Source organism: Lunatibacter salilacus (genome assembly GCF_009797935.1).
Classification (GTDB): domain Bacteria; phylum Bacteroidota; class Bacteroidia; order Cytophagales; family Cyclobacteriaceae; genus Lunatibacter; species Lunatibacter salilacus.
The window spans coordinates 93061-119873 of sequence record NZ_VOLC01000021.1; the positions used below are offsets into that span (position 1 = coordinate 93061).

The following is a 26813-nucleotide window of genomic DNA, read 5'->3' on the forward strand; positions in this document are numbered from 1 at the left end:
TCTTAATCATCTAATCAATTAGCCACTTCGTATCTGAACAAAGAATCAGTATACTGGAAATCCAATTAGCGTTTGAAAACAAATCATAAAATGAAGAATTACACCAACTTCCGAAAAATTATCGCTGTTTTCCACCTCTATGGCATTAGCCTTATGGGAAAGAGAAAGTTTGACAACCTTTATGAGGTACATAAGATGGATCAGATTTTTGTGTTGGGATTGATATTTGAACTTGAGCTGGCCCTTCACCGGGAAATGGAAGATGACGAAGCGTATGCGGCACAGGTGCCTGTAAATATCATTGAGAAACTGCTTGAGTGATTGGCTGGAAGGGAATCGTGATAAAGGAATTCTAGAAAGGCTATTACGGCTTGAACGATCCCGACGGTAATCTTAAAATTCAACTCTAACACCTCCAATTACCCCTGCGAACAATCCGTAAATATTGGCTTGTGAATTGTATTCTGCCACTACAAGCCCAGGGATTTCCTTTTCCGGGCTATAATCCAGAACAGTAAAATTAATGGATGGACCGACAAATATTCTGGTCTGTGAGGATAAACGGAAAGCAGGGAGTAGTCGAAAGGAGCTGGTATGGTCGGTTTGTGACTTGAAATCGGTCGATACACGACTTACCCATTCCGTATCCAATGAAAACTCGCCATTCTCCAACAGGTATAAACCAAAGCCCACGTCATATCCGAAGGGAATTCGATTGTTACCCAACCCGTATGAAAAACCCAAAATCCCATATAGCTTTTGCCCCCCTGTGCGCAAGGTAGCCTGTAAAGTGGCAGACTCGTCAATGGCTAACGATACACTCTTCCTCCCGTTTTTGACTAAATTGACCAGACCAATGGGGTAATTGCTTTCATCTGCAATATTCAAAAGACCAAGTTGGAATCTACTTACGTTGGAGGCTCTATTGACCAGTCCGGAAATTTGCCTTTCCACTGATCCCCCAGAATTGTTTATTAACCCGGCAATTTGGAGTATACCTCCTTGATTGGTGGTATGGTTTATTAATCCTGCAATTTGAAAGCCATTTGTCTGGTTAGTAGTGTTTATCAACCCGGCAATTTGGTTGCCAGCAGTACTGTCCGATCGGTTATAAAGTCCGGCTATCTGCAAACCCTTGGATCCTGATCTGGCAAAGTTGTAAAGTCCGGCTATTTGGATTCCATCGACTTTTTGGAAGACAGTGTTGTAGATGCCGGCCACCTGCACGCCCTGCATCTCACCTCCTACCAAATTTGCCATACCGGCGACCTGTACTCCCCGGGTATGCTGTTGATTGATATTGAATACTCCGGCCGTTTCGAAGCCTTCTGTACCTGCGGAGTATCCGCCGATAAGGTTGAGTGAAAAATGGTTGACCATCTGACTGCCAAACATCCCCTGTGAACCGATTCCAGGTAACAAAGACATCTGATAGGGGGTTTCCCCGAAGAAGCCGCCCAGATTTATCCGTTGAACCCGCTGCCTAAACCCGATAAACAGGCGACCAAAAAAGCTTTCTTCTAACGCATCTGCGTTGCCGGACTGCGGAGAAAAGCGGAGGCGATTTTGAATATTCCTGCCGGCAATGTCCACCACAGGCAAGATCATAAAACTGGTATCCCGATAGTTTTCCTTGCTAAGGGTGACATAAATGGAGGATTGTGGGTTTTTAACTTTAAGTTCAAAATAGCCCTCCTGATTGCTCATCGTAGAGACCAGTTGACTATGCTCGTAGATGCTGGCAAATGCTACCGACTCCTGAGTTTTGAAATCTCTTATAAATCCTTTGACGGTAGTCTGCTTTTCTGCTTTTTCAATTTCTGCCTCTACGTCAAGCATCTTTGGAGCATAGCGGATGATTATATATCCGGGGATTTCCTTGAATTCATACTCCGCTCCCAGTGCCATAGCAAGAAACCCCCCAATGGATCCGGTGTAAAGGCCTACGGGCGCAGGATCGTCTACAGCAATTACAGTACTGGCATATGAAAAAAAGAAGTCATTTCCATCTTGCAAATGCTCAAGAGCCTCCTGAAGTCTAAGTTCCCGGGAAGGCTCATAAACAATTTGACGCTGCAGATACTGCTGGGCAAATGCAGGTAATCCACGCAAAAAAACAATTGCGAAGAAAAGACATGAAAGAATAAAAAATTTGGTTTTCAGCATGTTAAACCCGCAAAATTCGTGCTCAAAGGTAGGTGTTATTCAATGATGATTTGCTTTCCCTGTCTCAAAATCTCCACATTTAAGGTTTCGCTAATGACTGCGAGGTTTTCGTCTAGCGAACCAAATATTAATGTAGTCGTGATGGGTTGAGTTTGCAAAGTTTTATCCCGAATAAGAATAACTTCCCCATAGGCCTCACTTAGTGCCCCGACCAAATCCTCCAATGGAATACTTTCTGCAACGAAGAGGTTGTTGACATAATATTTGTACAGATCGTTTCCCGGTCTGGATCTTTTTAGCTGATTTGTATTTGTATCAACTAATGCCATTTCGCCTGGTTTCAAGGTCAACTTCTCTGTTCCTGAAGATACCTCCACAGATCCCTTTTCCAAGATGACTTCTTGCTGGTTGGGACTGGTCTTGACATGAAAGGCAGTTCCCAAAACCCGTATAGAAAGATCCTGCACAGTAACAAGAAAAGGCCTGTCTGAATCGGGCTTCACGTCGAAAAATGCTTCTCCGGCAATTAAATCCACACTACGTTGCTTTGAAAGAAGGGGTTGGGAATAGCTGAGACTAGTGTGTTTATTAAGGGTGATCCAGGAACCATCCAAGAGGCGTTCGGTGATGACTCGGTCGCCGGATTCTAATTTCACCGACATAAAATAGGCCTGGCCACCGTGAGGAAGGAGAAAAGTAAATATCCAAACGAATCCAACGAGCAAGACTATTGAGGCAGCTACCTTAATCCATGGCGACGACCACAGCAGGCGGGATTTTGTCACACTAGATTGAAACGATGTTCTTCGTTCTTTGAAGCGTTGCCAAGCGTGGTCTATGTTTGGGGTTTCGGAAGGATTGATTTTTTTACTTTTCTCCCAAACCCATCGCAGTTCTGAATACCGCTTCTCATTGGTCGGGTCAGCTTTCAGCCAAGTTTGAATGGCCTCGATTTCTTCCGGTGTTGTTTCCCGCAGCAGGTATTTGATTAGCAGATCGTCGCTCATGGGGTTCAAGTTTTGATTAGGAGTTGAAGGAATAAAATCAGCAGCGGCAAGAATTCCGCTAGTTCCAGTCGAAGGGTTTTTAGCGCTTTGGACATATGGGCTTCAACCGTCTTGACCGATATTCCAAGTTGCTCCGCAATTTCACCATACTTCAGCTCCTCAAATCGGCTCAGATGGAAAACCATTCGGCATTTTTCTGGGAGCTCAACCAAGATCTGTTGAATTCGCTGCATCAATTCCTTTTCCTGGCCTTCCATAATCTGTGAGTTATCCGAGGACAATTGTTGATTCAATTCATAGTGTGTTTGTTCCCAATGACGTTGGCGCACCTTTTGGTGCTTGAGGTGATTCAAGCTGTAATGGTAGACCGCCTTATAGAGATAGGCCTTGAGGGAGCTTGTGATTCGCAGCCCGGATCTTTTTTCCCAAAGCTTTAAGAATACAGTCTGGACGACTTCCTCTGCCCCAGCGCTATCTTTTAGGATGACGTTGGCATAGGCATGCAGTGCCCCGTAATGCTCCTTAAAAACCTGTTCAAAGGTGGGCTCATCCAGAGAAAATTCTGCTGAAATGGTCTGTTCATTCACGGCTATTTGTCAACCTTAGAGCCAGAAATATACATAAAACCTATCACTTAACGGAATTATAGGGTGAGTTGTATACCTACCGTGTAGCCTAAGTCCAATGACCGATAGTCTCCCCAACGATTACTGCCCCAGATTTCCAGGCCTCCGGAAGGGTACCGCTTGGAGTTGTCTGTGTGCATAAAATTCAGACTGGGACCTCCATAAAGCTGTAATCCGGCTCCCAATCGGAGAGCTGGGAGGAGCCGAATTCCTGATTTGGAGTATTCGCTGCCGTGGAAATCTGTCATAAACAAATTGAATCCCTCCAGATCCATCCTGAAGCTGCTGCTATTATGCAGGGCGAGTCCAAGTCCGGCTTCAAATCCGTATGCAAGTTCCGAATATTGGAGATTGGTACCCAAGCCAATCAGACCATAAAGTTTGCTCCCCCCTGACCGAAAACTCAGCATAGTAGAAAGGTTTTCGTCCGTGCCTAGCCCAATACGTTTTTCTCCTGTCTTGATAAGGTTGATGATTGCTATGGGGTAATCACTGCTGTCAGCAATATTGATCAGTCCAGCGATTTGCACTCCCCGTACCACTTTGGCCCGGTTGATAAGTCCGCTGATTTGTGAACCATTGACCTCTTCGGCCGTGTTCACCAAACCGGCTACCTGCACGCCTGAACTACGCTTGGTAAAATTTCCCAACCCGGCAATTTGAACCCCGTCAGATTCCCCGGTAGTATTTACAAGTCCGGCAATTTGAACGGCATCCGATTTGTCTGTATTGTTGTATAAGCCGCTAATTTGAATCGGGGTATTTCCGCGGCTGAGATTGGTCAGTCCGGCAATCTGAATGCCTTCGCTGGAACCTCCCGCTCTATTTAATAGCCCCGCTACTTGAAGGCCAGAGAGATTTCCCTCGGTGAGGTTTACCAAGCCCGCCACCTGAAGTCCCTCGGCATCGCCTTTGATAATGCCAGCAAGTCCATATACAGCCAGCCCTCTTTCCCCACCCGAAATTCCGGACAGTGCGTGCAAGCTGAAATAGTTAGTGTTATTTGGCGAGAATGTTCCTTGGGTACTAAGGGGATAAAGCAGTCCAAAATGGGCTGGTTGTACATCCTGAGCTATAAGTTGGGAAGGGAGCCCCCATGTCAATGCAATAAGTAGGGAAAAGAAGTTGAGAGATGTTTGGGCTTTTTTCATGGATTAATGTATAGTTGTTTAATCCATGACACCATTCCCTTGAGTTACCCTTAGTCAAAATTAAAATTTTATTTAAAGAATTACCCAGTTCCTCAATAGTTGAATTCTATGTACTATTAAGATGCGTCGATTTGTGAAGTGACAACCCGCCGCTGCCTATCATTTTACTCAAGTGTTGCTAAAAGGACCACGAGGGGCACGGAGAAGGCGCAAAGAGCACAACGTTTTTTTTAGAAAATTCTCCGAGTCCACTAGGGGAATTTCTGTGAACTCTGTAGTGAAAAAAAAAGACCACGAAGGGCACGGAGAAGGCACAAAGAACACAACGTTTTTTTCTAAAACCTCTGCGTAACCTCTGTGACTCTATTCAAAAATTGATTTTGAGGGAAACTTTACTTGGAGCTTTATGTAAGTGAAATGGATTAATCATTGAATTTTTTTAGTGATCATTTGGTAGTAGGAAATATTAAACAAAAACCTAATTCATTTTATTTGTCAGGCTTTACATAGGCAGCCTCCAGGGTGCAAATAATATGGATGAATAGTCCGAGAATTATTGCGAAAAAATAACAGGCTGCGGTTACAATTAGCCATATGATCCCGGTTTTTAGTTGGCCTTTATATATCTGGCCCCATCCAGGGATGATAAAACTTAAAAATGCGGCTGTTCCGGGAATCCATTTACCCTTGTTTTCAATTATGGATTTGAAATCTCCAATTACTGTTGAACCGTTTTCATCATCCATGGTTTCTATAGTTTACTGCTGGGGGTTGTGTTTCGACTTGCTTCTATCCACAAAAACCACCCATACTAAATTGGAAATCAATTTATTGGGTGGTTTAGGTAAATTTATCAAAATCTTTTTATTTCCCAACTACCTTGATCCACATATCTTTTTCAAGGGTATCTTCTAGTGCCATTCCATTTAAAATAGCCAATTCTTCCATGCGGTCCTGTGGCATACTGAAATGCTCCAAAGCAGCTTGCAAGGTCATCCTTCTGGGAACTGCTTTTATCCGAACCACATCAGGTTTTCTGTTTAATTTGTCCGCTTCTTTCAATTCCTGGAAGGCACGCATGGTGCGGTGAAAAATCGGCAAATAGGTAGGGGAATTGTCCAATGTGGATATGCCCAAGATTGCATAGATATTACCGTCAAATTGGATCAGGCTGGCATTTACCCGGATGGTTTGTTGCTCCTGCTTTTGATCGGCGGTGGTCATCAAAGCGGATAGGCCATTGATTTTTTCCTCTTTGGAGTCAACTAACTCCAGTTGATACTGCTCCAACAAAGATTTTGAAGCCTCCGTGAGCGAAGTTCCTTTTGCCAAGGTAAGCATCATCAGTGCTTCCCCATTAGTAGGTGCCATCTGTACTTGTTGGGGGGTATTTTGTAGGTTCCAGTCAGCGGGGATTGGAAAGGAAAATTTTAGTACCGGATGGTAGAAAGTATTGTTTTCTACAAACCCCTGCTTTGGATCTTCACCCAATACCAAGCCTTCAATCCGTTGGAGATAACTGTTACGGTTTACTTCAGCATTTTTCAACTGAAGCTTTTCCTGCCATTCCAACGCCATTCTAGCGACTGTGGTATTCCGCTCTGCCGGCGAAGGGTGCGTAGAAAGGAAATCGGGAATATCACCTCCACCAGATTTTGCCTGTTGCCGCTCCAATGTCTGGAAAAATCCGGCCATTTCAGTCGCATCGTAGCCAATTTTAGAAGAATATTCCACGCCAAGTTTATCGGATTCCCTTTCCGCATCCCTTCCAAAACTCAGCAAGGCCAACTGCATTCCCTGCGACATGGGTTCCATAAACTGAGAAAGCTCGGGCATCAAGATCACTCCCGCAATCATACCGAGTTGTCCGAGCATTTGATTTCGCTGTTGGATCACGGAATGTCTTGCGGTAATATGACCTATTTCATGTCCTAATACCCCTGCAAATTCTGCCTCATTATTAAAGTGGGCCATAATGCCTCTGGTGAAGTAGACGAAACCTCCCGGCACTGCAAAGGCATTGATTACGGGAGAATCTACTATTTTGAATTCATAATTCAAGTTGGGACGATGTGAAATGGCTGCCATTTCCAATCCCTTTTCGGTAATGAACTGCTGTAGCTTGGGATCGTCGTAAACACCAAAGAATGCGGTAATCTGCGGATCGGATTCTTTACCCATGCTGATTTCCTGGGCTTCCGACATAAAGACCAATTGTTTTCTTCCAGTGACTGGATTTATGGCACAGGAGACGAGCCAGAAAGCAACCACCAACTGGCTTAGTATAATTAAAAATGATTTTTGTGTCATGGTTTTTATATTGTGTAATTTGTTTTTTTAAGAATAAAATAGCTTTTAAACCTATATTTAAATACATATAGCAATTTTGGATCCAACTATTGCAGTACAAAATTTATAGGTAAAACCATTTAGTACGATTAATTAAATAAGCTAATCAATTTGCCAATTATGGGCTCACGTGCAGTGCCTTATTTCGGAAGTGTAAATTTATTCGTCTGAGGTGGAATTATCACTCCCTTTTTCCACCACTACTTCCTTTGTTTCCACTATCATGGCATAATCCTCAGGATGAAGTTTCGGGCCATATTTCTCAGCGTAGACCCGTGTGAAAGCCGCTCCGAAGAAAAGTATCAAACAGGAATAGGAAACCCAAAGCAATACCAGCACTACTGAACCCGCGGCTCCATATGTTGATCCGGGTTCAGAAAATCCGAAATAGAGGCTTAATAATATTTTTCCCAAGTTAAATAAAAGAGCCGTAATGAAGCCCCCGAGCCAAACTGAATTCCAGTAGATTTTCATATCCGGCATAAACCGGAAAATAAGGACAAACAATAAACCAAGTATGCCTGTAGAAACTATAAATTCCATTAATTGGGCAACGAGGACAAAACCAGGCTCCCAAATTCGGGTAAGATATGTGCTAACAACTGTCAAAGCGGTGGATACGACAAAACTAATGATCAACAAAAAGGCAATGGCCATGACAAATGCCAAACTCACTGCCCTGTCCTTTATGACTTTTATAAATCCGGCCTTGGGATCTATCTTCACACCCCAAATTTCATTCATGGAAATTTGAAGCTGGTAAAATACCCCCGTTGCCCCAAATATCAGAACTGCTATTCCTATAATTGTCGCAAACAATGTTCTTCCATCTTCTTGGGTATTAGCAATAATCCCAATCACCGCTTGTGCGGCATCTGGACCGATAGCCTCTGAAATCTCCCCCGTAATCTGCCCTTGGACGATTTCGGTCCCCCAGATAGCACCGACAGAGTTTATAATCACAATCAATAGTCCTGGCAGGGACAAAACAGCGTAATAGGCCACTACTGCACCCAATCTCCATGGATTATTGGCGTTCCAGATCTTCGCCGCTTCCCAAAACAGTTTCGGTAAATCCACGATTTTGAATTTGGGTTTTCTTCTCGATGACTTCTTGTGTATTTTTTTCATTTGAATAAAAATTTGGGAACCGGATAATTTTGCCGTCCTATATAATAGCATGAACCATGCCCACCTTTTAAAGGTGAAGAAATATCCCATCACCGGGGAAAGCCTTCAAAAAAATTTAGTTGGGGGAAGTGAGTTGAAAATTGGCTGATAAACTACCTTTTTCCCCACTTTTTATTGCTTTAACGATTTTAATTTTTTCAAAACTTGGGTACTTGCTTCATTCGCTTTTTCCAATGGAATGCCGGATTTCATACCGGGCCTTTTATGCCCAATATGTGTCAACCATGCATCTTTTGTCACCGCCTGGTATTCCTCAACCAGGTCCAAGATTTCCGTCCCATTCGTTTGCTTCGAAAAATAGTCGTTATGGGAGTTTACGCCATAAACGTGATGTTCCCCTATCCCCAGCAACAGTTCTCTGGCCATGAGCCAGTGTCCCGTCTCATTGGGATGTATGCCGTCAGCCGCCAAAAAATAATCTTGTGATTCCTCCCGCTTTTCTTCCAGGAATTTCCGCATAGGCCAATGCAGATCTATCACCTGCCAGTCCTGGGTATATCGCTGACTCAGTAGCCAACTGCTATAAATATCCAGCACATTGGCGTATGCCGCACCTTTATTTTCATCATAAATGGGAGGCGTGAGGTGAACAAGGCCGGCTCCAGTCGCTGTTACTTTTTTATGCAGCATTTCCTGCCCCTTTCTATAGCTTAAAAACCTCCCGTCCTCAAAGGGAAGATAAATTCCGTCATTCATGCCGTAGCAGGAAAACACAAAATCAGGCTTGACTTCTACCAATATGCGATCAAGGCGCTCATGTAGATCCGGTCTTGGGAATTTTCCATCGGCATGACCCGCTTCGGAAAGTCCGGATACGGTTTCACTCGGCAAGCCAACATTGATAAACTCGAAATCCCGGTCGGGATAGTTCAGGTGCAGGTAGGCAATTACGTAATTCACATAATGGGCTCCGTATGTAATACTGTTTCCCAAAAACAAAATTCGCTCAGCCTTCTCGGGAATCTTATAGACCGTTTGCGCTGTTGTTGCTCCAAGAATTCCTGACAAACAGCTAATAATCAGTACTCTTTTCCAAAAATATGGTTTCATTTACTCTCTGATAAGATTGGCAATCAATTCCGCCATTTGGGCATTTCCTTCCGCATTGGGGTGGACGCCATCGGGAAACAATCCCGCCTTAGTGGAAAATGGTTTGTGCAGATCAATGACTTTGGCTCCAGTAGCTCTTGCTACTTTCCTAAGCATAGGCCGCATTTCCTTAACGAGAATTCGCTCTGTAATACCCCAATTGTCTTCAAAGACAGGAACGGGGAGACAAATATACACTTGGCCATTTTCCGGCATTACTTCTTTGATAGTTTCGACCAGTTCAGTGTAATTCTCCACAAAATCGTCCTTGAATTTCCAGTTTTGGGGTTTCGAATCATTGGTTCCCAATTTCACAATCAGGACATCCGGTTTGAATTCCAAGGCTTCCTTATACTGTGCCTGATCCCAATAGGGTAGATCTCCCTCCTTTAGGAGCGTGCTGCCGCTGACACCGAAATTCTTCACCCAATAGGCATCTCCCAATAACTTCTGCATCATCAGGGGATAGCTGTTGATATTATTTCTTCCAGGTCCCTCGGTAATACTGTTGCCGACACAGGCTACCCGAATGCCCTCTAGGTTTTGTGCGAGACTATCAACGCCCAGCAAAACAAGCAGGGCAAACATCCATTTTTTCATTCGATTGTAGCTTGATTTTATAAACATATTGTCAGGCCATGAATTTACACCTTTTTGGTGTAAAATCCCTCTTTGAATGGCTAACTTTGTCCCATGTCCGCTTGGTTGGCTTCATTCTACCGAATTTTACATTATCTGTCTATCGATGTAGCTTTGGGTGCCTGTGCGGGCATGTATTTCTTTGCCAGGCTGTTGGATGCCCCGCTCTCTGGGATGACTTACTTGATCCTTGCACTCTCGGTGTGGATTATATATACCTTTGACCATCTACTTGATGCAGAGTTTTCACCGGGGAAATTGGAATCTCCCCGGCATCTTTTCCATCGTGAATATTTTAAACCACTTGTCATTTCAGCCCTTTTGGCAACAGGAATCGTTTTGGGGTTGGCATGGGTCTTTTTGCCATCCACGGCTATATTTCTAACAGGCGCATTTCTTGCCGCAATGATTCTGGGTGGAATGCTGCTTACGCAAAAGTTCAAAGAAAAATTGGGGCCATTTAAAGAGGGCATTATTGCTTTCCTGTATGTGGCCGGACTGCTATTGCTCCCACTGATGCAGGAGTTTGAAAGCTTGACTAGCTGGAAATGGATTCATTTTGCCCTCGCCTACCTACTCTTAGCTTGGTTTAACTTGGTCTATCTTTCGTTGCTGGATCAGCAGACGGATTCTCAGGCCGGACAAAAATCCCTTGTCTCTGCATTGGGATTTGAAAAAACCCGCCGGCTTTTATTTTGGCTTGGTCTAGTAGGACTACTTTATATCATCAGTTTGTTTTTTCTGCTTTCCTCCGCTTACCATGTTTTCACTTTAATTGTCCTGATAATGTTTCTTTTGCATGTTAGGTACTTTTTGGAGGGAAAATTAAGCAGTGAAAAAACACGAAGTATGCTGGAAATTATCTTTTTTCTACCCAGCACTTTGATTCTATTGGCATAAATGGGGCGAAGACCGATAAATCCGCTAAACGCATACAATCAAATTGCCTGGATATATGACCCACTTTCACGCTATTTCTTGGGTAAACAATTTATCCGAAGTAAGTACAGCTATTTGGAAAGAATACGAACCGGACAAACTGTCCTTATACTCGGTGGAGGCACGGGTGAAAATCTTCCGGAAATTGTGCGAAGAATAGGGGCAAAGGGCAGAGTATATTTTATGGATGCATCTACAGTCATGATTCGAAGGGCGAAAAGGCGATTTCAGGGTGGTGTTCCAGTGAATATCCAGTTTATACACAGTGCTGATTTCTCCCAGCTAAGTACCATAAATCCAGACGTTATCCTCACCCAATATTTTTTGGATGTGTTGTCTGATAAAAAGTTGGAGATTTTATTTGACCAACTTGCTGAAGTTGGCGACAAGCATACCGAGTGGATTTTTGTGGATTTTTATAATATTCCAGCAAAGCGGTGGTTGATAAGGATACTGATTGGACTATTCAACATTGTAGTTGATCATCCTAGGAGGGATCTGCCGGATTATGCGTACTTTTTTGATCGTTGGGGCTGGAAGGAAAAGGAGACCTGCAGTATTATGGATGGGTTTATTCAGGCAAAGGTGTTTAGAAGATTTTAACCACATAGATTGTTTCAGGCACTGGGCACAACGGATTAGGTAGCTCTATGTGAACTATTGTGCGCTATGTGGTAACTCATCCCCAATTTTTTTTACCACTTAGTAACACAGTTCACATAGGGGTTTTCAAGAACATATAAAAAATACAATAAAGGACGCAAAGAATGCACAAAGGGATTTAAAAAAAACCTCTGTGCCCTCCTATGTGCAACCTCCGTGTTCTCCGTGGTTCTTTTTTTACCCTCAGTATCTGTCTCTTTGGGAATTAAAAGGAATGCGGCAGTTCATTAATATTTGGATATATTGTCCTACTTGTTGAGCTTCGCATTTGATTTGGTTTTGTGAAAATCCCTATGAAAATAAAAATTGATAATTTTGTTCTGGCCATTATCGTGGTGATCATGCTGGCCTATTTTTTTCCGCATTGGGGTAGCAAAGACAGTCCGGTTCCGATTGATTTGATAGGAAGCATAGGCATTTCCCTGATATTCTTTTTCTATGGGTTGAAACTCAGTCCCGCAAAAATCAGAAACGGGCTAAAAAACTGGCGGCTGCACCTTCTTGTGCAGGCCTCCACCTTTTTTGTTTTCCCATTGATCATATTGGCTTTTCAACCTCTTATCCAGACAGAAAACGGAGAAATGATTTGGCTTGCTTTCCTTTTTCTGGCAGCCTTGCCGTCTACGGTTTCGTCATCCGTTGTAATGGTTTCCATAGCCAAAGGGAATATCCCCGCAGCCATTTTCAATGCCAGCATTTCGGGCCTGTTGGGAATTGTGCTGACTCCCTTGTGGATGGGGTTGTTTTTGACACAGGCGGCGGGGGATTTTGATTTGGGTGTTATTTATATAAAGTTGCTTACGGAAATACTGGTTCCCATAGTGATTGGAATCAGCTTGCAGCGCTTTTTCGGGAAATGGGTGCAGCAATACAGCAAGCAACTATCAACCTTTGATAAATCCATCATCCTGTTAATCATCTATAAAAGCTTTGCCGAATCCTTTGAAGATAGGGTATTCAGTTCGGTGGGTATTGCGGATCTGTTGTATATCACATTGGCAACCACGATCCTTTTCTACCTCGTTTATTTTCTGGTCGGATTCCTCTCCAAAAAACTGGGTTTTGACGAGGAGGACCGCATCACAGCTCAGTTTTGCGGATCGAAGAAATCGCTGATTCACGGCACCGTTTTCTCTAAAATTCTATTTCCAGCCTCCTTTCCAGTGGGAATTATCCTGCTTCCTTTGATGATTTATCATGCCATCCAGATATTTATCATCAGCATTATTGCGACACGGATGGCGGAAAGGCGGTTGGTTGAGCATAAGGAATAGAAAGGGATTAGTTAATTTCCTTTCTAGCAAATGAATTCCGAAAAGGTATTTACATCACTCGCCTAAATAGGACTTCACCCTAGGTATCGTCAACCATTCCTTTTGCCTGCCATTTAGGTAGATCACTTTTTCTCCGTCAAAATAGGCTCCTTCTTCCAGCAGGATCCGAACATCCTTGCCCCATTCAGGCACATTTACCACGGCATTTAACTCGATGGCATAGGCCGTGTGGGGATTAAGCGGATAATCTCCAGCGCCTGGCGTATCGCCCTGATTGTCCCACATGCCAATCGTGGGGCCGGACGCATGGCCGTGGTAGCCCATGGGATGGGAGTAAATACTGCCCTTAATACCCTCCGCTTCCATAATTTTCCGGGTTTCCCGCAGGATCTCATTGCCAGTGCGTCCGGTTACAAACTGGCTAGTTAGTATATCCTGCACCCGGTTGCCCACTTTCATAGCATCTTTCAGGTAAGCAGGAACATCATTCTCGCCGGGCTTTAACACATAGGCCAGTTGCTGCGTATCCGTCATCAGGCGGAGGTAGGCTATGCCAAAGTCCATATGCAGCAGATCGCCGGGCATAATGACTTGCGACTCCGCTTTGACGGCAAAAGACCGGAGTTGCTCCTGATTGCCGGGATCCTCCCGCTGAATATCAACCGAAGGGTGAAACCAGGTGTCCAGTTTCAGTTCTTTGATGCGCTCCCTATACCACCATACCACGTCATCCGTGGTGGTAACACCGGGAGTGATCACCTTTTCGGAAAGTCCTTCCTGAATAATCTCATGGGCGATGGACTGAATATGTCTGTAGGCGGCCATTTCGGAAGGAATACGTGTTTCAAGCCAGCCTACGGACAGATTTTGTGCGGAGGTGACTTTTGGATGGAAGTTTTTCGGCAAATAGCTCATTAACAAATCATGCTCTGTGCGCGTCAGCCCATCCGCATGTCCAAAGTCATCGGAAACATTGATTCCGATCTTCTTGGGGTTTCGCTCCACAATCAAGTCGGTCAACTGTTTCCACTGATCCGGTTGCGTTTCCGGGTCCCAGGCTTTTGTAAAGGATTTTCCCACATCATAACGGGCCACAGCAAGTGCTTCCACCTCTTGGTTGCCCTCCGGTTTATACATCAGCAGCATGGTACGTCTTCTAGCTGCATGCCAGGTAGCCGGCAGAAAGGTGCGGATCACCGGATCCTCGTTATACTCCCTGGAAATCACCACCCACATATCAATCCCCGAACGGTCCATCAGTTCCGGAAGCAAAGTCTGAATACGTTCCTCCAGCCATTCGTCGATGACTACGGCCTGTTCCCGCTGGGAGAGGATCTGGTGTGTTTGGGAGTGGGACAGGTGTAGGGTACAGAGTCCAATAGAGATGAGCAGGAGGATTTTTTTCATGGTAGTTGTTAGGTTGTGGGGTTAATGTAGGGGAGGGGGAGTGGATTGTATTATTTGAAGTCCCTCTGGGGATATCTGATATACTCCTCTTTTAACGGTAGTTACCAGACCAGCACGCTCTAAGTAAAACTTAGCCCACCCCACTCTATTATTGATGATAGCTTGGTTGCCACTGGGTAGTAATTCTTCCCTTTGATCATCAGTTAATTGGAACTGATCGGAAAGAATCTTGACGATTTCTGACGATACATACTCCTTTCCGTCCTGAATGATTTTTAGAAATGGCAGCATGATTGACTGGTAATCGGGGATTTCGTTCATGGTTCGAATCTAATTAAAATTTGTGTTTCCAATGTAACTTTTGAACATTTTGGTAAGATCGAAGAAAACGCCGAAATTGAAAAGGGGCCGAATCCCCATTTTAATATCCGAAGTAATTTTTATTTCGTATTTTACACACCAATACCTCAATTAACCTTCGGTTTTGACTGCTTTTTGGAAGATGCAGATAGGTTTTTCTTGAAAATTTATATAAAGCGAAATACCTTTTGCCGACTTTACGATAATCCAGCCTTCGCCGACGGAAAGTTGAAAGGTCGATGAAAATCAAACTGGCCTTATTTGATGTGAAAACATTGTTTTATAAACGCAACTTTAAATTCTAGAACTAAATTAGTCCAACATGTTGCTGGACAATTCCAAAAATAGTATGCTAAATTCCTTAGTTCTTATATTTATGAACCATGAAATTTAAAACCGGAAATATATTCGCCAGCGATACAGAGGCTCTGGTTAACGCAGTCAATACCGTTGGAGTCATGGGAAAGGGGGTTGCCCTCCAGTTTAAAAAGCGTTTTCCAACCAATTTCAAATTGTACGCTGCGGCCTGCAAGAAGGACGAGGTAGAGATAGGGAAAATGTTTATCACGGCTACAAATAGTCTATTGAACCCAAAGTGGATTGTCAATTTCCCTACAAAGAAGCACTGGATCGACAAATCCAGCTACTCTTTTATTGAATTAGGTTTAGATGATTTGGTAGGACAAATTGAAAATTTAGACATCAAATCCATCGCAATTCCTGCTTTGGGGGCAGGCCTGGGTGGGCTGGATTGGGAAAAGGTAAAAGCAATTATTGAGAATAAACTTCATCATTTGAATATTGAAATCACCATTTTTGATCCGCTGTGAAATTAAAAGCGGGCACAAAAATCCGAAAACAATATTTCGAAGAATTTCACAAGCGAGTCAAAAAAAATCATTATTTTAATCGGGATCATATCCACAATAAGATTTGAATATGGTAAAGAATAAGAAAATAGAAGTAAAAGGTCGGGAAATAAGCCTCTATTCTGATAAGCTAGATGATTTTATTTCCTTAACCGATATTGCAAGATATCGTGACGCTGAACGCAGTGATTACATCCTACAGAACTGGATGCGTAATAGAAGTACTATCGAGTTTATGGGACTTTGGGAACAATTCAATAACCCCGATTTTAATTCCATCGAATTCGATGGAATTAAAAATATGGCAGGTTCCAATAGCTTTTCTCTTACACCTAAACGCTGGATAGAAGCCACCAATGCAATAGGCGTCGTTTCTAAAACCGGACGCTACGGCGGAACATTTGCTCACCGAGACATCGCTTTTGAATTTGCTACCTGGATAAGTGCAGAGTTTAAATTTTATTTAATTAACGAATTCCAACGCCTTAAAGAACAAGAAAACAACCGCCAACAACTCGACTGGAATCTCCAACGCACCCTCGCAAAAGTCAATTATACCATCCACACAGATGCCATTAAGGAGCGACTGATTCCTGAGAAACTAACCGGCAAGCAAATCTCTTTTGTTTATGCTTCCGAAGCCGATTTGCTCAATATGGCGCTTTTTGGAATAACAGCTGCGGATTGGCGAACTGAAAATCCTGATGGCAAAGGGAATATGAGGGATGATGCCACCCTTGAACAGTTGGTAGTACTGTCCAATTTAGAAAGTATCAATGCCGTTTTGATTCGCCAAGACCTAAATCAATCAGAACGCCTAATTCAACTCAACCAAATTGCCATTACACAAATGACTTCGTTGGTCAATAATGCAAACTTGAAAAAACGCAAATAGTGAATAGCCACGAATGCACAAATATTCGTGCATTCGTGGCAAGAAATAAAACAACTGCCGAATGCACGAGATAATTTATAAAGGAGAAAGTTACAACATGAATATTACCAATAATTTAGCTTAAAGGTGGAACAGCTCTTCGTTCATAGCCAAATATCTTATGTATTAATTGGCGTTTTTTGTAACAAAGTACTTTATATTGCCTAAATTCCTTATCTTTATAAAGATTATTTCAATTCACGTTTTAAACTTAAATTATTTCCCAATGCAAAACATGTTTAGATCACTTTTCATCCTCGGCATCGCTTCCTCTATGGCGTTCTTTTCTTCATGTAGTAAAGACGATGATGGTGCGCCAGCAGTTTCTCCTATTGTAGGCACTTGGAATTATAGTGATTCTGAGGTGACTATTTTAGTTGATAACCAGAGCATATCTCAATTTCTAATAGCCAACGGCGAAGATCCTGTAGATGCAGCACTCCAAGAAAGTTTCTATAAAGTTTTTATAGAAAATGCTCTTGATCTTCAGGGAAGTTCTTTTGTTTTTAATGCAGATGGAACTTACTCCGCACGTGAAAATGGAGCAGTGCAGGAATCAGGTACTTATCAACTCACTAACAACAACACCAAATTAACGATTTCTTCAAGTGAAGGACCACAGGAAATGGACGTTTTGGAATTGACGAACAATAAACTGAAGCTTTCCTTTTCTGAAGAAGAAATAGAGGACTTTAACGATGATGGTACTGATAATACTGTCTCATTTAGTTTTGTTATTGATTTAATAAAATAATCCACTCACTCTCAAAAACGCAAATGGTTCTAGGGTAAAATCCTGGGGCCATTTTTTGTTTATTAAAGAAAAAGCATAAAAGTTGATACTCCCCTTTTAAGAAGATATTGACTCGGCGATTAATAAAAAAAATTCACCTAAGAAATATTTGGTCAAAGAGAGAAATAACAGAACTTTGGTAGCATCAGACGAGTTAAGACTCCTGTTACTTTATTGGGGATTTTTTAGATAATTAGGAGATTCACATTCTTGCCAGTATTCCACGATTGTTACCATAAGATCTTTTAGCTTACTGTATTCGGTCGGTTTGACAAAAAATCCTTGAATAGACCTTGAATAAGCGTTTATCACATCCTTTTGCTCGGCAGTTGTGGAAAAGAACAGATAGGGTATTGTTTTTAATCTTATTTTTTCATTGTTAATTAGCTTTTCCCATAATTCCATTCCATTAAGTTTAGGCATTCTTAGGTCAGAAAGTACAAGAAACGGTTCAACGTCCGTGTCAGTCAAATACTCCAAAGCCAATTCACTGTCATCGAAAAAAATTAACTTATTAACATAGTTGAGTTCATCGAAGATCTCGGAAAGTATTTCTTGGTCAGCCGGGTTGTCTTCAATTATTATAATGGGGCCACTTTTGTTCATAGGGAAAATGTAAATTGGTATATTATTCGTTGGATTTTCGAATAAAATCAATGATGCGTTAAATTTACGTTCTATTTAATTCTTTAGCTATTTATAAATTTTAAACTCTGTCAAAAATGGAAGAATTAAACGGCCAACCAATAATCAGCCCACAAAAAAAGAGCTACAGAAATTAATCTGTAGCTCTTTTAAATTGTGAAATGATGAGTGGCAATTAAAAAGATTATCCTAACAACCCTTACAAGATTCTGACTAAAAATTAGCCAACTATTTGTCACTTCTGCTCCTCCTCTTGGGCTCGAACCAAGGACCCTTTGATTAACAGTCAAATGCTCTAACCAACTGAGCTAAGGAGGAATTAAACAGAGAAATCAAGACTGATCCATGATTTCGTGATGCAAACATAACAGGTTGAGGTTTTTTTTCCAAATATCAACCCGTTATTTTATAAATCTATTGGTTTTACCCTCAAATTCAAGGTGTTAATTTTTTTGTGTTCTTAAAGGAAATCATTTATGTTGCCACGTCGGGAGGTGTTTTCAAAGAGTCAGATTTTTTTTGGAGTTAAATTTTCATATGACTAAAAAAATTCTAATTTTGCAGTCCAATCAACTCGGGACATAGCGCAGTCTCCTGACTGACGTTAGGTAGGTCTTCGGCTTAATTCTAGAGTTGGTGTGTGATTAGTATTCTCGGGGTATAGCGCAGTCCGGTAGCGTGTCCTGACTGAAGTCAGGAAGGTCATGGGGTCGAATCCCGGGTTGGTGTATTTAATTAGTGAGTTAAAATTCTCGGGGTGTAGCGCAGTCCGGTAGCGTGCTTGCATGGGGTGTAAGAGGTCGTGGGTTCGAATCCCGCCACCCCGACTGAATTGAAGATAAGCCACTGAAAATCAGTGGCTTTTTCTTTTTTGCGGACATAATGCGGACAGATTTTCCCTTCATTTTGGAAAGTGGTTAAAGTAAGGTAAAGTGGGACAACTAGTAATTATGATTCGGATCTTATAGGTAGGGATAGGAACAGGCCAGTCCTAAATAGGTGGAGTTGTTTTTCATTGTGTAAAAAGGATTGAAGAAACTGAATGCCTAAGAGTGCTATTGCCTGGATTTTTAAATGACCTAGACGTCACTGAAAGACAATTACTATTACAGCTACCTGGAGGAGATTGACATCCGCCCCCGCATATCGAAAGTGCAAAGCTCACCTTCAAAGACTTTTATGAAGAAATGCTCGTCCACGGCTTCCAATTTCAGGGCAAAGCCTGTTTCCTGAAGATAAAGAAAATGAAATGGCTGAACGATAAGGCAGACAAAAACGTCAATGGGTTCAGAGCCTTTGTGGTGGTGCGAGGCACGTGGGTTTGAGAGTAGTACTCACTTTTTTTAAATCAGAAAAACTGAACTCAACCTCTGCAAGCTGAGACAGCTTGGCTGATACATTCTATTTAAACTACAAATCTTGAACACCATAATGTTTTTTCCCAACGCAGCATCACTGCTTGACCGCCGCTGAAACATGCCAAAAAGTGGGTTCTTTTTCTGGTCAACCAAAGAGTTCGTAAATTAGATCCAATCTCCTAAATGGTATACGAATCTAAAGCAACTTGTTAAAAAAATAACCCTATATTTAAATTTTACCAAAGGAATGATTTGCAATGAACTCAAAACTCCCACATTTATACCTTAGGAATCCCTCTGGATATGCTAACAAATTCGATAAGTCACGAAATATTACTAACACCAACTCTATTGATAAAGACCCAGAAGCCTATAGACGTCACAAGCAAAGGATTCATGCCTCATTTAACCAATTATTAAAGGATAAAGCTGAACGCTTGCAACAAAAAGCTTTAATTCTAGAACATATTGAGATTATCGAGATAAAGTTCTTCGTCCCCTTTAGCGATGGCGCTACTTTTAAGACCCGGACGATATTTTTAGACGATTTTGGGTTGAGTCCTGTCATGCAAAAAGATTTCAACCGGACGGTTTTATTTGCGATAGTCGATGAAGAGAAGCTAAAGAAATTTAATAACCTTTTAAATAAATATATACAAAGTGATGACCACACCTCACCTCGAAAAACGAGTTATGCAATTATGACTATCTTATACGATGTCAAATTTCATACAGCCACCGATATTCGTAATCAATGTTCAGGAGATATGGTGTTTGAGCTTATTAACAACAATGAGCATATTCATGGTGTATACGATAAACAGCTGAATATTTTAAAAAAACATCTCGATAATTTGGTCATCGAGGGAGATATTAATTTTTTTAATATGGATCCTTATGAAAAAATGATCCAAATAAAAGGCCTGAATAAAGATCTTTCAGCGGAATTGGCTAGCAACTTTGATATCCTAGCCCAGGCACATGCGTTGCGTAGCGTCACTATTAAACCGGATCAATTTAATAATGCAAAGCTAACATGGGATTTAACGATAAAAAATAACAACAAAAAAAACACGGTTGTAGGAATATTAGATAATGGTATCCGGCCTATAGATCCTGTTAAGGAGATTATCCGAGGAGGATACGACATTACTTCTACTAATGATGCATTATCCGCTGCTCATCGACATGGTACAGTAGTAGCGAGTTTAGCGTCTGTCGGTGAACGATATTTTACAGAGGACAAAGAGTTAGTGGCTGATGCCCATATTTACTCAATAAAGATATTGGAAAACTTTGACGGGTATATTGATGTAATTAAGGTAGTTGAAGCCATTCGCAATGTACATCTTGCCCAGGGTATACGACTATTTAACCTTTCTGTGTGCGCACAGAGTAAGTTGTATAATGAGTCTCCTTCCCTTTTCGCTTATTTATTGGATAAATTGGCTTATGAAGAGGATTTACTGATTTTTATTGCAGCCGGAAATATGCATTATGATGACTTAGTTGCAATGCAAGACGAACCACATGAACTGCATAATTACCCTAATCAATTTTATAATCCTGGAGCGGAATCAGAAATGCATTCCTGTATTTATACGAATATCTGCACACCAGCAGAGAGCATGAACAATATCACAGTAGGCGCATTAGCCGAGAACTATAGGAATGATACTCAGCCGGATTTAAGTCTTGATAAAAACCTCCCCGCATACTACTCTCGCAAAAATCACTATGATTTTAAGCAGAGGATTAATGGAGGAATATTAAGTCATAATCATGGAAACAGAAATTTGTTTAAGCCTGATATTGTTATGCCCGGTGGCGATGTTTTGCAGATCGACTCAGGTATGCAAGTATTGGGCTTTGGGGAGTTAGGCAATGATTATTACATTTTTGACTCCGGCACCAGTCTTGCTACACCATTGGCTTTAAATCTTGCCGTTCAGCTTTTAAATTTATATCCAAACATTAGTTTACAATCCATTAAGGCGTTAATGATTAATAGCGCTGATCCTTATTCACCTAGTTATTTGGAGGATATGGTTATGCGACGAAAACAATCCCTATCCTCTGATAAATATGGCCGGCCTTTCGAAATGTTGGATAAACCCCAAAAAACTGATATTAGCAGGCAAGTGCTATCTGCAAAGGACATCCATCGTAATCTTGTAGGATATGGAAGGCCAGATTTAGAAAAAATGCTTTATTCTACCCCTCATGAAGTATCACTTTTAGTAGAGGATACAATTAATACTGATCATCACAAAGTTTTACTAGTGCATGTACCTAAATATTTGTTGGACTGTATAGGTTCCAAATGTTTAGATATTCGAGCTACTTTATGTTTTAAAACTAATCCTGCATGGGGCAATCATGTTGATTATAATCCTCTACATATTTCATTCAATTTTGCTAATTGTGTGGTTAAAGACTTGGACGAACTCGCTGCTATTTTGGCTGATAGAGACCATGACTTCTATAGGGATAAGTGGACTGACGAGATTTGGAGTCTTCAGGATAAAAAGGACAGGGGGAGCATTTCAGAAGAGGAGAATAATAAACTAGCGAAATTAAAATTGGACAAAAAGAATGAACTTCTTGGTGTCAAGACCTCTTTAAATTGTTGGTCTGAGGATTTCTTTCCTTTGGTCAACAAACCGCTTTCCAACCGGCAGCAAATGACAATTCGATTAGATAAGCGTGATATTGAAAAAATAGATAATCAACTTGTCGTTGTTATGCGTTGTGCAGTGAAGGAAAATTTAGATGCTGATCTCCAGAACTGGGTGGCGAACACATCCACACATTCTTTCTCCCTTGCCATTCGAATACATGATATTTCTAAGCTGAAAGAAGAGCGAAGCTTATACGATGAACTGAAAGCGGTAAATTCTATCGAAGTTATTCAAAATAATATTGTCGACCTTGACCAAGACCTACACGCAGAAGTTTAAACTTTAATAATTGGGGTTATGAACTAGAATAAATGCTGCGAAAGTGCTTCTTGTGATTTTTAAAAAAGTGCTCTTAAAAAAGCATTGGCTTATTTCAAATCCAAGGCTTCTTTCTCTTGTTTCAACAGCTCGTTCCAGGCCTGCGTATTAATTCTCAGTTTTGTCGAACGCAAATGTTTCTGTGCAAATAGACTTCGTTTGATTGCATTAATCAGTGTCTTCTGTATCCCGTAGTACGATAAACCCTGTGCGCTGTCAAACAATTGCTTCATGGAGATTTTTCGGTCAAAGGTAAACTGCCCCTCTTTCAAAACTAACTTAATCAACTCCTGTATCTGTTGTTGATCAGGTAGTTCCAAAGATATAGCTAAATCAAATCGGCGCAGCAGCGCATCGTCCAGCATCTCCTTTTGGTTGGAAGCGCAAATAACCATGCTGCTTTGTGGCAAATAGTCGAAGAGTTGTAAGATAGTATTCACCACGCGCTTCATCTCACCGTGATCCTGGCTGTAGTCACGAACCTTACCCAGTGAATCAAACTCATCGATAAAGATAATGCAATCCTCTTGTGCAGCCCTACGAAATATCTTTGCAAGATTTTTACTGGTTTCGCCCAGCTTTGAAGACACGATGGCTCCCAAATTAACAACTATCATCATCTTTTGCAGTTCCCCCGCAATCACGTAAGATGCCAACGTCTTACCACACCCCGATGGACCATACAGTAATAGCTTATTGGAAATGGGTAGTTGGTATTTTGCTAATAATTCGATCTCGCGGTGCTCCTCCAAAAAATTTACCAGTTTATCCTTGGCAGAAGTCGTGCACACTAGGTTGTCCAAGCCGTAATCTGAGGTTAGCTTTTCCAAGATCAAATCATCGGTTTCCCGATCTTGCACGTTTTGATAGTGTGATGGTGACCCCACTTTCTGCAAAGAGCTATTTTTCTGCTTGCGGAGGCTATCTTTTAGTAGGGACTGCAGTTGCAAAGCAAAGTTGACTTTTTTACTGATCTTGTTATGCTCAATAAATTCGTTCAACGTAGTCAACAGTTTCTCTTGGTCATTTTCTAACCCAAAGCGCGCAATATCTTTTATATAATCTTGCTGACTCATATTTGTCGATCTGATAGCAAATAACCTTCCACAAAGCTATGAAATGAATCTTCCTAATAAGATTTTTAGGTAAATTTATACAAATTAAAAATTTTTAGGTAGAAAGGCAATTATTTTTATCCTCCCCAGCAATTTATTTACCCCAATAGACAAACGTCAATCTATTCTATATGTTATCCATAACAACGTTAGCTCTACAAGCTTGGGTATAGTCCATGTAAAATATCAAAATTTCACGAAACCCGGCCTCCCGAAATCCCCTGACAGAAAAATGAAATTAAGGTGTCTATCCCTACCAACCTGACACAATTACTGTTAATGTGGTGACATTCAGTGGATCTTTTTAGTAAAGTGGTTAAACTAAGATAAGGTTGGTTAGCATATAGCAAATTCGAAAAAGCGTACCAGCAAAAAATTTAGAAAGACCTTGACCCTGTAGGGGCATCAGTATCTAACGTCCTTTAACGACACTTTGATAATTAAAAAATCTTCCAAAGCCACTTCCACATAAGCTTGGTGTTCTCCCGTAGACGGTTGCAAACACTATTACTGATGAAAATTTTTAACCGGACCACAGTTATTGTAAAAAAGATTTGCAAATCAAAAGGGAATGCTTATTTTTACTCTGTCACTTTTTATTTTTTATATGAAGACCATTGTTTTTAAAAACGGATATTTTGGAAAAGAACCCGTAATAAGGCTGGAGTTTCCTTTCAATTTTCAGTTGAATGAACTAGTGAAGACCTATCCAGAATGTCACTGGGATCCAAAACAGAAGGTTTGGCGGGTTCCTCACACCGAAGATCAACTGAATGACTTACTCGGATTTTTTAAGGGAAAAGTAGGATTAGATTATTCCCAGCTTCATTTATTAAAACCAATCCCCTCCAATCCGGAGTTGCCTCCTTTAACCGAAGTAATCGCCTGGGAGATCAACAATTTTGAAGACTGGATGCGAAACAAGCGGTATAGCGAAAACACCATCAAAACATACAAGGAAAGTGTAGCAATTTTCATCAGGTTTTTGGAGAACAAGCCACTTGGGGAAATCGATATTGCAGATTTTGAGAAATTCAACACGGAATACATTATTAAACGTTCTTATATCGCCTCCTTCCAAAATCAGGTGGTCAATGCAGTGAAGTTGTTTTTCCAAAACCGGCAACTGAGGAAACTGGACATTGAATTGATCTACAGGCCCAAACGTCCAAAGACACTGCCCAATGTTCTTAGCAAAGAGGAGGTTAAAGCCATACTAGAAGTCCACGGAAACATCAAACACCGATCCATGCTAAGCCTGATCTACGCCTGCGGGCTGAGAAGAAGTGAAGTCCTCAACCTGAAGCCTATAGATGTAGACAGCAAGCGCGGCATCTTGCTTATCAGGCAGTCCAAAGGGAAAAAGGACCGTAAAACGCCCCTATGTGGAACACTCGTGGAACTACTGCGGCAATATTATGTCGCTTGTAAGCCATATACTTGGTTCTTTGAAGGTCAAAACAAGGGAGAACAATATAGTGCGGAAAGTCTGCAAAACGTATTAAAACAAGCTTTGCGCAAATCCGGAATACAAAAACCAGTAACGCTTCACAGGCTCCGGCACAATTACGCTACCCATCTATTGGAAAGCGGAACGGACTTAAGGTATATACAGGAACTATTGGGACACAACAGTAGCAAAACCACCGAAATTTATACCCACGTAAGTACCAAAAGCCTTCAAAACATCAAAAGTCCCTTTGAAGATTTGTAGCAAGGAAATCACATAAAGCTACCCAAATCAGAAGGATTTGCTTAAATTTATCACATATATAAACGTGTTAGGTGCAATTAGAAGAATGAAAATAAACAGAATCACTTATTCCATTAAGAAAAATGAATTGAGAGAGGAACATCTCAAAGATTTCAATATTTTGATAGGCTTTTATGAAGAATTAGTTTTTAATTTTTTACCAAGAAATACCGAAGTGGGTGGGTATGGTTTTCTAGACATAAAATTTGAATTGGATGCTGATATACCGAGTGTAAGGACTTATGGACAAATTATAGAGGTAGTTCGAATAATTTCACAAAGTGAATTGAAATCTTATCTGAACGGCACAACCGAAAAAAAAATAGCCTTTTTAGGAAATCATTTAAAGAGTGTTTTGTCCGATGTAAGGGAGCAAATGAATGTTGATTTTGAAATATTCGAAGAAGCAATTTTAAAAGCAAATGAAAACCACAAAGGTTTTGAGCAGGAATTAAATGTTTCAAAAAATCATAAAAGTGGGAAACTTAAGGTATCGATATGCAGGGTTGTAAAACCTGAAGATGAATTTATTCAATGCAGGATATTAATGAAATCGGGAGAAATACTTGACGAATTTGACCTGATGAAAAACTCGTCTATTTATGATTCCTCATACGAATTTAAAAAATCTAGATGGGAGGAAAACTCGCTGGTAATATTCAATAGATTTGACGAAGAAAAACTTTCTCTAGATGTATCAAAATATCTAAATTAAAAGCACCTAATCGAGTGGATGGCCGCAGGCCATAAGCCTGCGGAGCACCCCTCACACCACCGGACGTACGGGTCTCGTATCCGGCGGTTCACTGGATTGTAGGTTGTGATTTGAGGTAGTAGGAAAGCATAGATTCGTAACCTTTTCTTCTTAAGCGGGACAAAGTGATTGTAGTAATCAGAATCGGACTCTGGGCTACTGCCCATCCACCTTTTCTGGTACGACTCCACGCATATGCATGGTCTTGGTCTACCCCCAGTCTGATCAGGTTTTTACGTTTCCGCTCAGGCTTTTTCCAATCGTGCCAGATACAATAGCGAAGTCGGTTTCTGAGCCACTCGTCGATCTGTTTGAGTTTGGCATGAATACTTGCCAACCGGTAGTTGTTCACCCATCCCATCCAGACCTCCCTGAGTTTGCGAAGCCGTTCCTCAAAACTGTACGGTTTGGTCTTCTTGGTAATCTTCTTGAGCTTTCGCTTGAGTGATTCCCAGCTGCTCTTCCTAACCACCAGTTGGTATTTTCCCTTGACCCCTTTCTCGTATGTTGGGACAAACGCATGTCCCAGCAGCTCGAAATTGGAAGGTCTTCGCATGCCGCTCTTCTCCCTGTTGATGGGCAGTTTGAGTTTGTCCCTTAGAAAGAGGTAAATCTCGTTGCCCACCTTTCTGGCTTCCCTCCTTGACTTGGTGTAGATGCTGAAATCATCAGCATAACGGACGTATTTCAGGTTTCGCCTGTCCAGTTCCTTGTCCAGCACATCCAGCAGGA

The 26813-nt window shown here is 41.5% G+C and carries 25 protein-coding genes and 2 tRNA genes; 11 read left to right on the top strand and 16 right to left on the bottom strand.

From position 1 onward, the window contains the following. Positions 1-90: 90 nt before the first annotated feature. On the top strand, positions 91-321 hold the full coding sequence (locus tag FQ608_RS22770) for an acyl carrier protein (protein ID WP_158860803.1): 231 nt from the start codon (positions 91-93) through the stop codon (positions 319-321). A 72-nt stretch (positions 322-393) separates the two neighbouring features. Here FQ608_RS22770 and FQ608_RS22775 read toward each other — a convergent pair whose 3' ends face one another. From FQ608_RS22775 to FQ608_RS22815, 9 genes are all read right to left on the bottom strand, one after another. Next, the gene (locus tag FQ608_RS22775; protein ID WP_158860804.1) at positions 394-2166 is read right to left on the bottom strand and encodes a hypothetical protein; all 1773 of its coding nucleotides are present in this window, start codon (positions 2164-2166) and stop codon (positions 394-396) included. A gap of 35 nt (positions 2167-2201) precedes the next feature. Beyond that, positions 2202-3173, bottom strand: coding sequence for a FecR domain-containing protein (locus FQ608_RS22780; protein ID WP_158860805.1), 972 nt, complete (start codon positions 3171-3173; stop codon positions 2202-2204). Between the two features lie 5 nt (positions 3174-3178). Next, on the bottom strand, positions 3179-3760 hold the full coding sequence (locus FQ608_RS22785; RefSeq protein ID WP_234364345.1) for an RNA polymerase sigma-70 factor: 582 nt from the start codon (positions 3758-3760) through the stop codon (positions 3179-3181). 56 nt (positions 3761-3816) lie between these two features. Then, positions 3817-4950 (bottom strand): hypothetical protein, encoded by a 1134-nt coding sequence (locus tag FQ608_RS22790; protein ID WP_158860806.1) that lies wholly within the window; start codon positions 4948-4950, stop codon positions 3817-3819. A gap of 488 nt (positions 4951-5438) precedes the next feature. Further along, positions 5439-5696 (bottom strand): DUF5683 domain-containing protein, encoded by a 258-nt coding sequence (locus FQ608_RS22795; RefSeq protein ID WP_158860807.1) that lies wholly within the window; start codon positions 5694-5696, stop codon positions 5439-5441. Between the two features lie 118 nt (positions 5697-5814). Then, positions 5815-7260 carry a M48 family metalloprotease gene (locus tag FQ608_RS22800; protein WP_158860808.1) on the bottom strand — a complete coding sequence of 482 codons (1446 nt, stop codon included), beginning with the start codon at positions 7258-7260 and terminating at the stop codon, positions 5815-5817. 198 nt (positions 7261-7458) lie between these two features. Continuing rightward, positions 7459-8430 (bottom strand): YihY/virulence factor BrkB family protein, encoded by a 972-nt coding sequence (locus tag FQ608_RS22805; RefSeq protein ID WP_158860809.1) that lies wholly within the window; start codon positions 8428-8430, stop codon positions 7459-7461. 171 nt (positions 8431-8601) lie between these two features. Then, positions 8602-9540, bottom strand: a complete 939-nt coding sequence (locus tag FQ608_RS22810; protein WP_158860810.1) for an SGNH/GDSL hydrolase family protein — start codon at positions 9538-9540, stop codon at positions 8602-8604. Beyond that, complete coding sequence (locus FQ608_RS22815) at positions 9541-10179, bottom strand: DUF459 domain-containing protein (protein WP_158860811.1); 639 nt, start codon at positions 10177-10179, stop codon at positions 9541-9543. It abuts the gene before it with no gap. A 93-nt stretch (positions 10180-10272) separates the two neighbouring features. On the opposite strand from FQ608_RS22815, the gene FQ608_RS22820 reads away from it, so the two are divergent. The 3 genes from FQ608_RS22820 to FQ608_RS22830 all read left to right on the top strand — a co-directional run bounded on the left by FQ608_RS22820 (position 10273) and on the right by FQ608_RS22830 (position 13094). Beyond that, the gene (locus FQ608_RS22820) at positions 10273-11118 is read left to right on the top strand and encodes a UbiA prenyltransferase family protein (RefSeq protein WP_158860812.1); all 846 of its coding nucleotides are present in this window, start codon (positions 10273-10275) and stop codon (positions 11116-11118) included. Beyond that, complete coding sequence (locus tag FQ608_RS22825) at positions 11119-11760, top strand: class I SAM-dependent methyltransferase (protein ID WP_158860813.1); 642 nt, start codon at positions 11119-11121, stop codon at positions 11758-11760. 353 nt (positions 11761-12113) lie between these two features. Next, positions 12114-13094 (top strand): bile acid:sodium symporter family protein, encoded by a 981-nt coding sequence (locus FQ608_RS22830; RefSeq protein ID WP_158860814.1) that lies wholly within the window; start codon positions 12114-12116, stop codon positions 13092-13094. A gap of 54 nt (positions 13095-13148) precedes the next feature. Here FQ608_RS22830 and FQ608_RS22835 read toward each other — a convergent pair whose 3' ends face one another. Both FQ608_RS22835 and FQ608_RS22840 read right to left on the bottom strand, forming a co-directional pair. Beyond that, complete coding sequence (locus FQ608_RS22835) at positions 13149-14501, bottom strand: M24 family metallopeptidase (RefSeq protein ID WP_158860815.1); 1353 nt, start codon at positions 14499-14501, stop codon at positions 13149-13151. A 21-nt stretch (positions 14502-14522) separates the two neighbouring features. Further along, a complete protein-coding gene (locus FQ608_RS22840; RefSeq protein ID WP_158860816.1) occupies positions 14523-14822 on the bottom strand; it encodes a winged helix-turn-helix domain-containing protein in 300 nt (99 codons plus the stop codon). 422 nt (positions 14823-15244) lie between these two features. Between FQ608_RS22840 and FQ608_RS22845 the strand changes: the two genes are divergently transcribed. The 3 genes from FQ608_RS22845 (at position 15245) to FQ608_RS22855 (ending at position 17418) form a co-directional block, all read left to right on the top strand. Beyond that, positions 15245-15691 carry a macro domain-containing protein gene (locus tag FQ608_RS22845; protein ID WP_158860817.1) on the top strand — a complete coding sequence of 149 codons (447 nt, stop codon included), beginning with the start codon at positions 15245-15247 and terminating at the stop codon, positions 15689-15691. Positions 15692-15800: 109 nt separating this feature from the next. Then, complete coding sequence (locus FQ608_RS22850; protein ID WP_158860818.1) at positions 15801-16625, top strand: KilA-N domain-containing protein; 825 nt, start codon at positions 15801-15803, stop codon at positions 16623-16625. A 274-nt stretch (positions 16626-16899) separates the two neighbouring features. Beyond that, on the top strand, positions 16900-17418 hold the full coding sequence (locus tag FQ608_RS22855) for a lipocalin-like domain-containing protein (RefSeq protein ID WP_158860819.1): 519 nt from the start codon (positions 16900-16902) through the stop codon (positions 17416-17418). A gap of 210 nt (positions 17419-17628) precedes the next feature. Here FQ608_RS22855 and FQ608_RS22860 read toward each other — a convergent pair whose 3' ends face one another. The 3 genes from FQ608_RS22860 to FQ608_RS22870 all read right to left on the bottom strand — a co-directional run bounded on the left by FQ608_RS22860 (position 17629) and on the right by FQ608_RS22870 (position 18889). Beyond that, positions 17629-18063 (bottom strand): response regulator, encoded by a 435-nt coding sequence (locus FQ608_RS22860; RefSeq protein WP_158860820.1) that lies wholly within the window; start codon positions 18061-18063, stop codon positions 17629-17631. 283 nt (positions 18064-18346) lie between these two features. Then, positions 18347-18420 (bottom strand) — tRNA-Asn (locus tag FQ608_RS22865). A gap of 286 nt (positions 18421-18706) precedes the next feature. Next, complete coding sequence (locus FQ608_RS22870; RefSeq protein ID WP_158860821.1) at positions 18707-18889, bottom strand: hypothetical protein; 183 nt, start codon at positions 18887-18889, stop codon at positions 18707-18709. Between FQ608_RS22870 and FQ608_RS22875 the strand changes: the two genes are divergently transcribed. Together FQ608_RS22875 and FQ608_RS22880 are read left to right on the top strand one after the other, a co-directional pair. Further along, positions 18856-18929, top strand: a tRNA-Pro gene (locus FQ608_RS22875). The genes FQ608_RS22870 and FQ608_RS22875 overlap by 34 nt on opposite strands. A gap of 788 nt (positions 18930-19717) precedes the next feature. After that, a complete protein-coding gene (locus FQ608_RS22880) occupies positions 19718-22420 on the top strand; it encodes a S8 family peptidase (RefSeq protein WP_158860822.1) in 2703 nt (900 codons plus the stop codon). Between the two features lie 89 nt (positions 22421-22509). On the opposite strand, the gene FQ608_RS22885 is transcribed toward FQ608_RS22880, so the two are convergent. Then, positions 22510-23535: an AAA family ATPase gene (locus tag FQ608_RS22885; RefSeq protein WP_158860823.1), complete on the bottom strand. Its 1026-nt coding sequence runs from the start codon at positions 23533-23535 to the stop codon at positions 22510-22512. Between the two features lie 646 nt (positions 23536-24181). On the opposite strand from FQ608_RS22885, the gene FQ608_RS22890 reads away from it, so the two are divergent. Continuing rightward, positions 24182-25288 (top strand): tyrosine-type recombinase/integrase, encoded by a 1107-nt coding sequence (locus FQ608_RS22890; RefSeq protein ID WP_158860824.1) that lies wholly within the window; start codon positions 24182-24184, stop codon positions 25286-25288. A 37-nt stretch (positions 25289-25325) separates the two neighbouring features. Beyond that, complete coding sequence (locus FQ608_RS22895) at positions 25326-26042, top strand: hypothetical protein (protein ID WP_158860825.1); 717 nt, start codon at positions 25326-25328, stop codon at positions 26040-26042. 88 nt (positions 26043-26130) lie between these two features. On the opposite strand, the gene FQ608_RS22900 is transcribed toward FQ608_RS22895, so the two are convergent. After that, positions 26131-26813: group II intron maturase-specific domain-containing protein (locus FQ608_RS22900; protein ID WP_262885534.1), on the bottom strand; the 683-nt coding region annotated here is incomplete at its 5' end.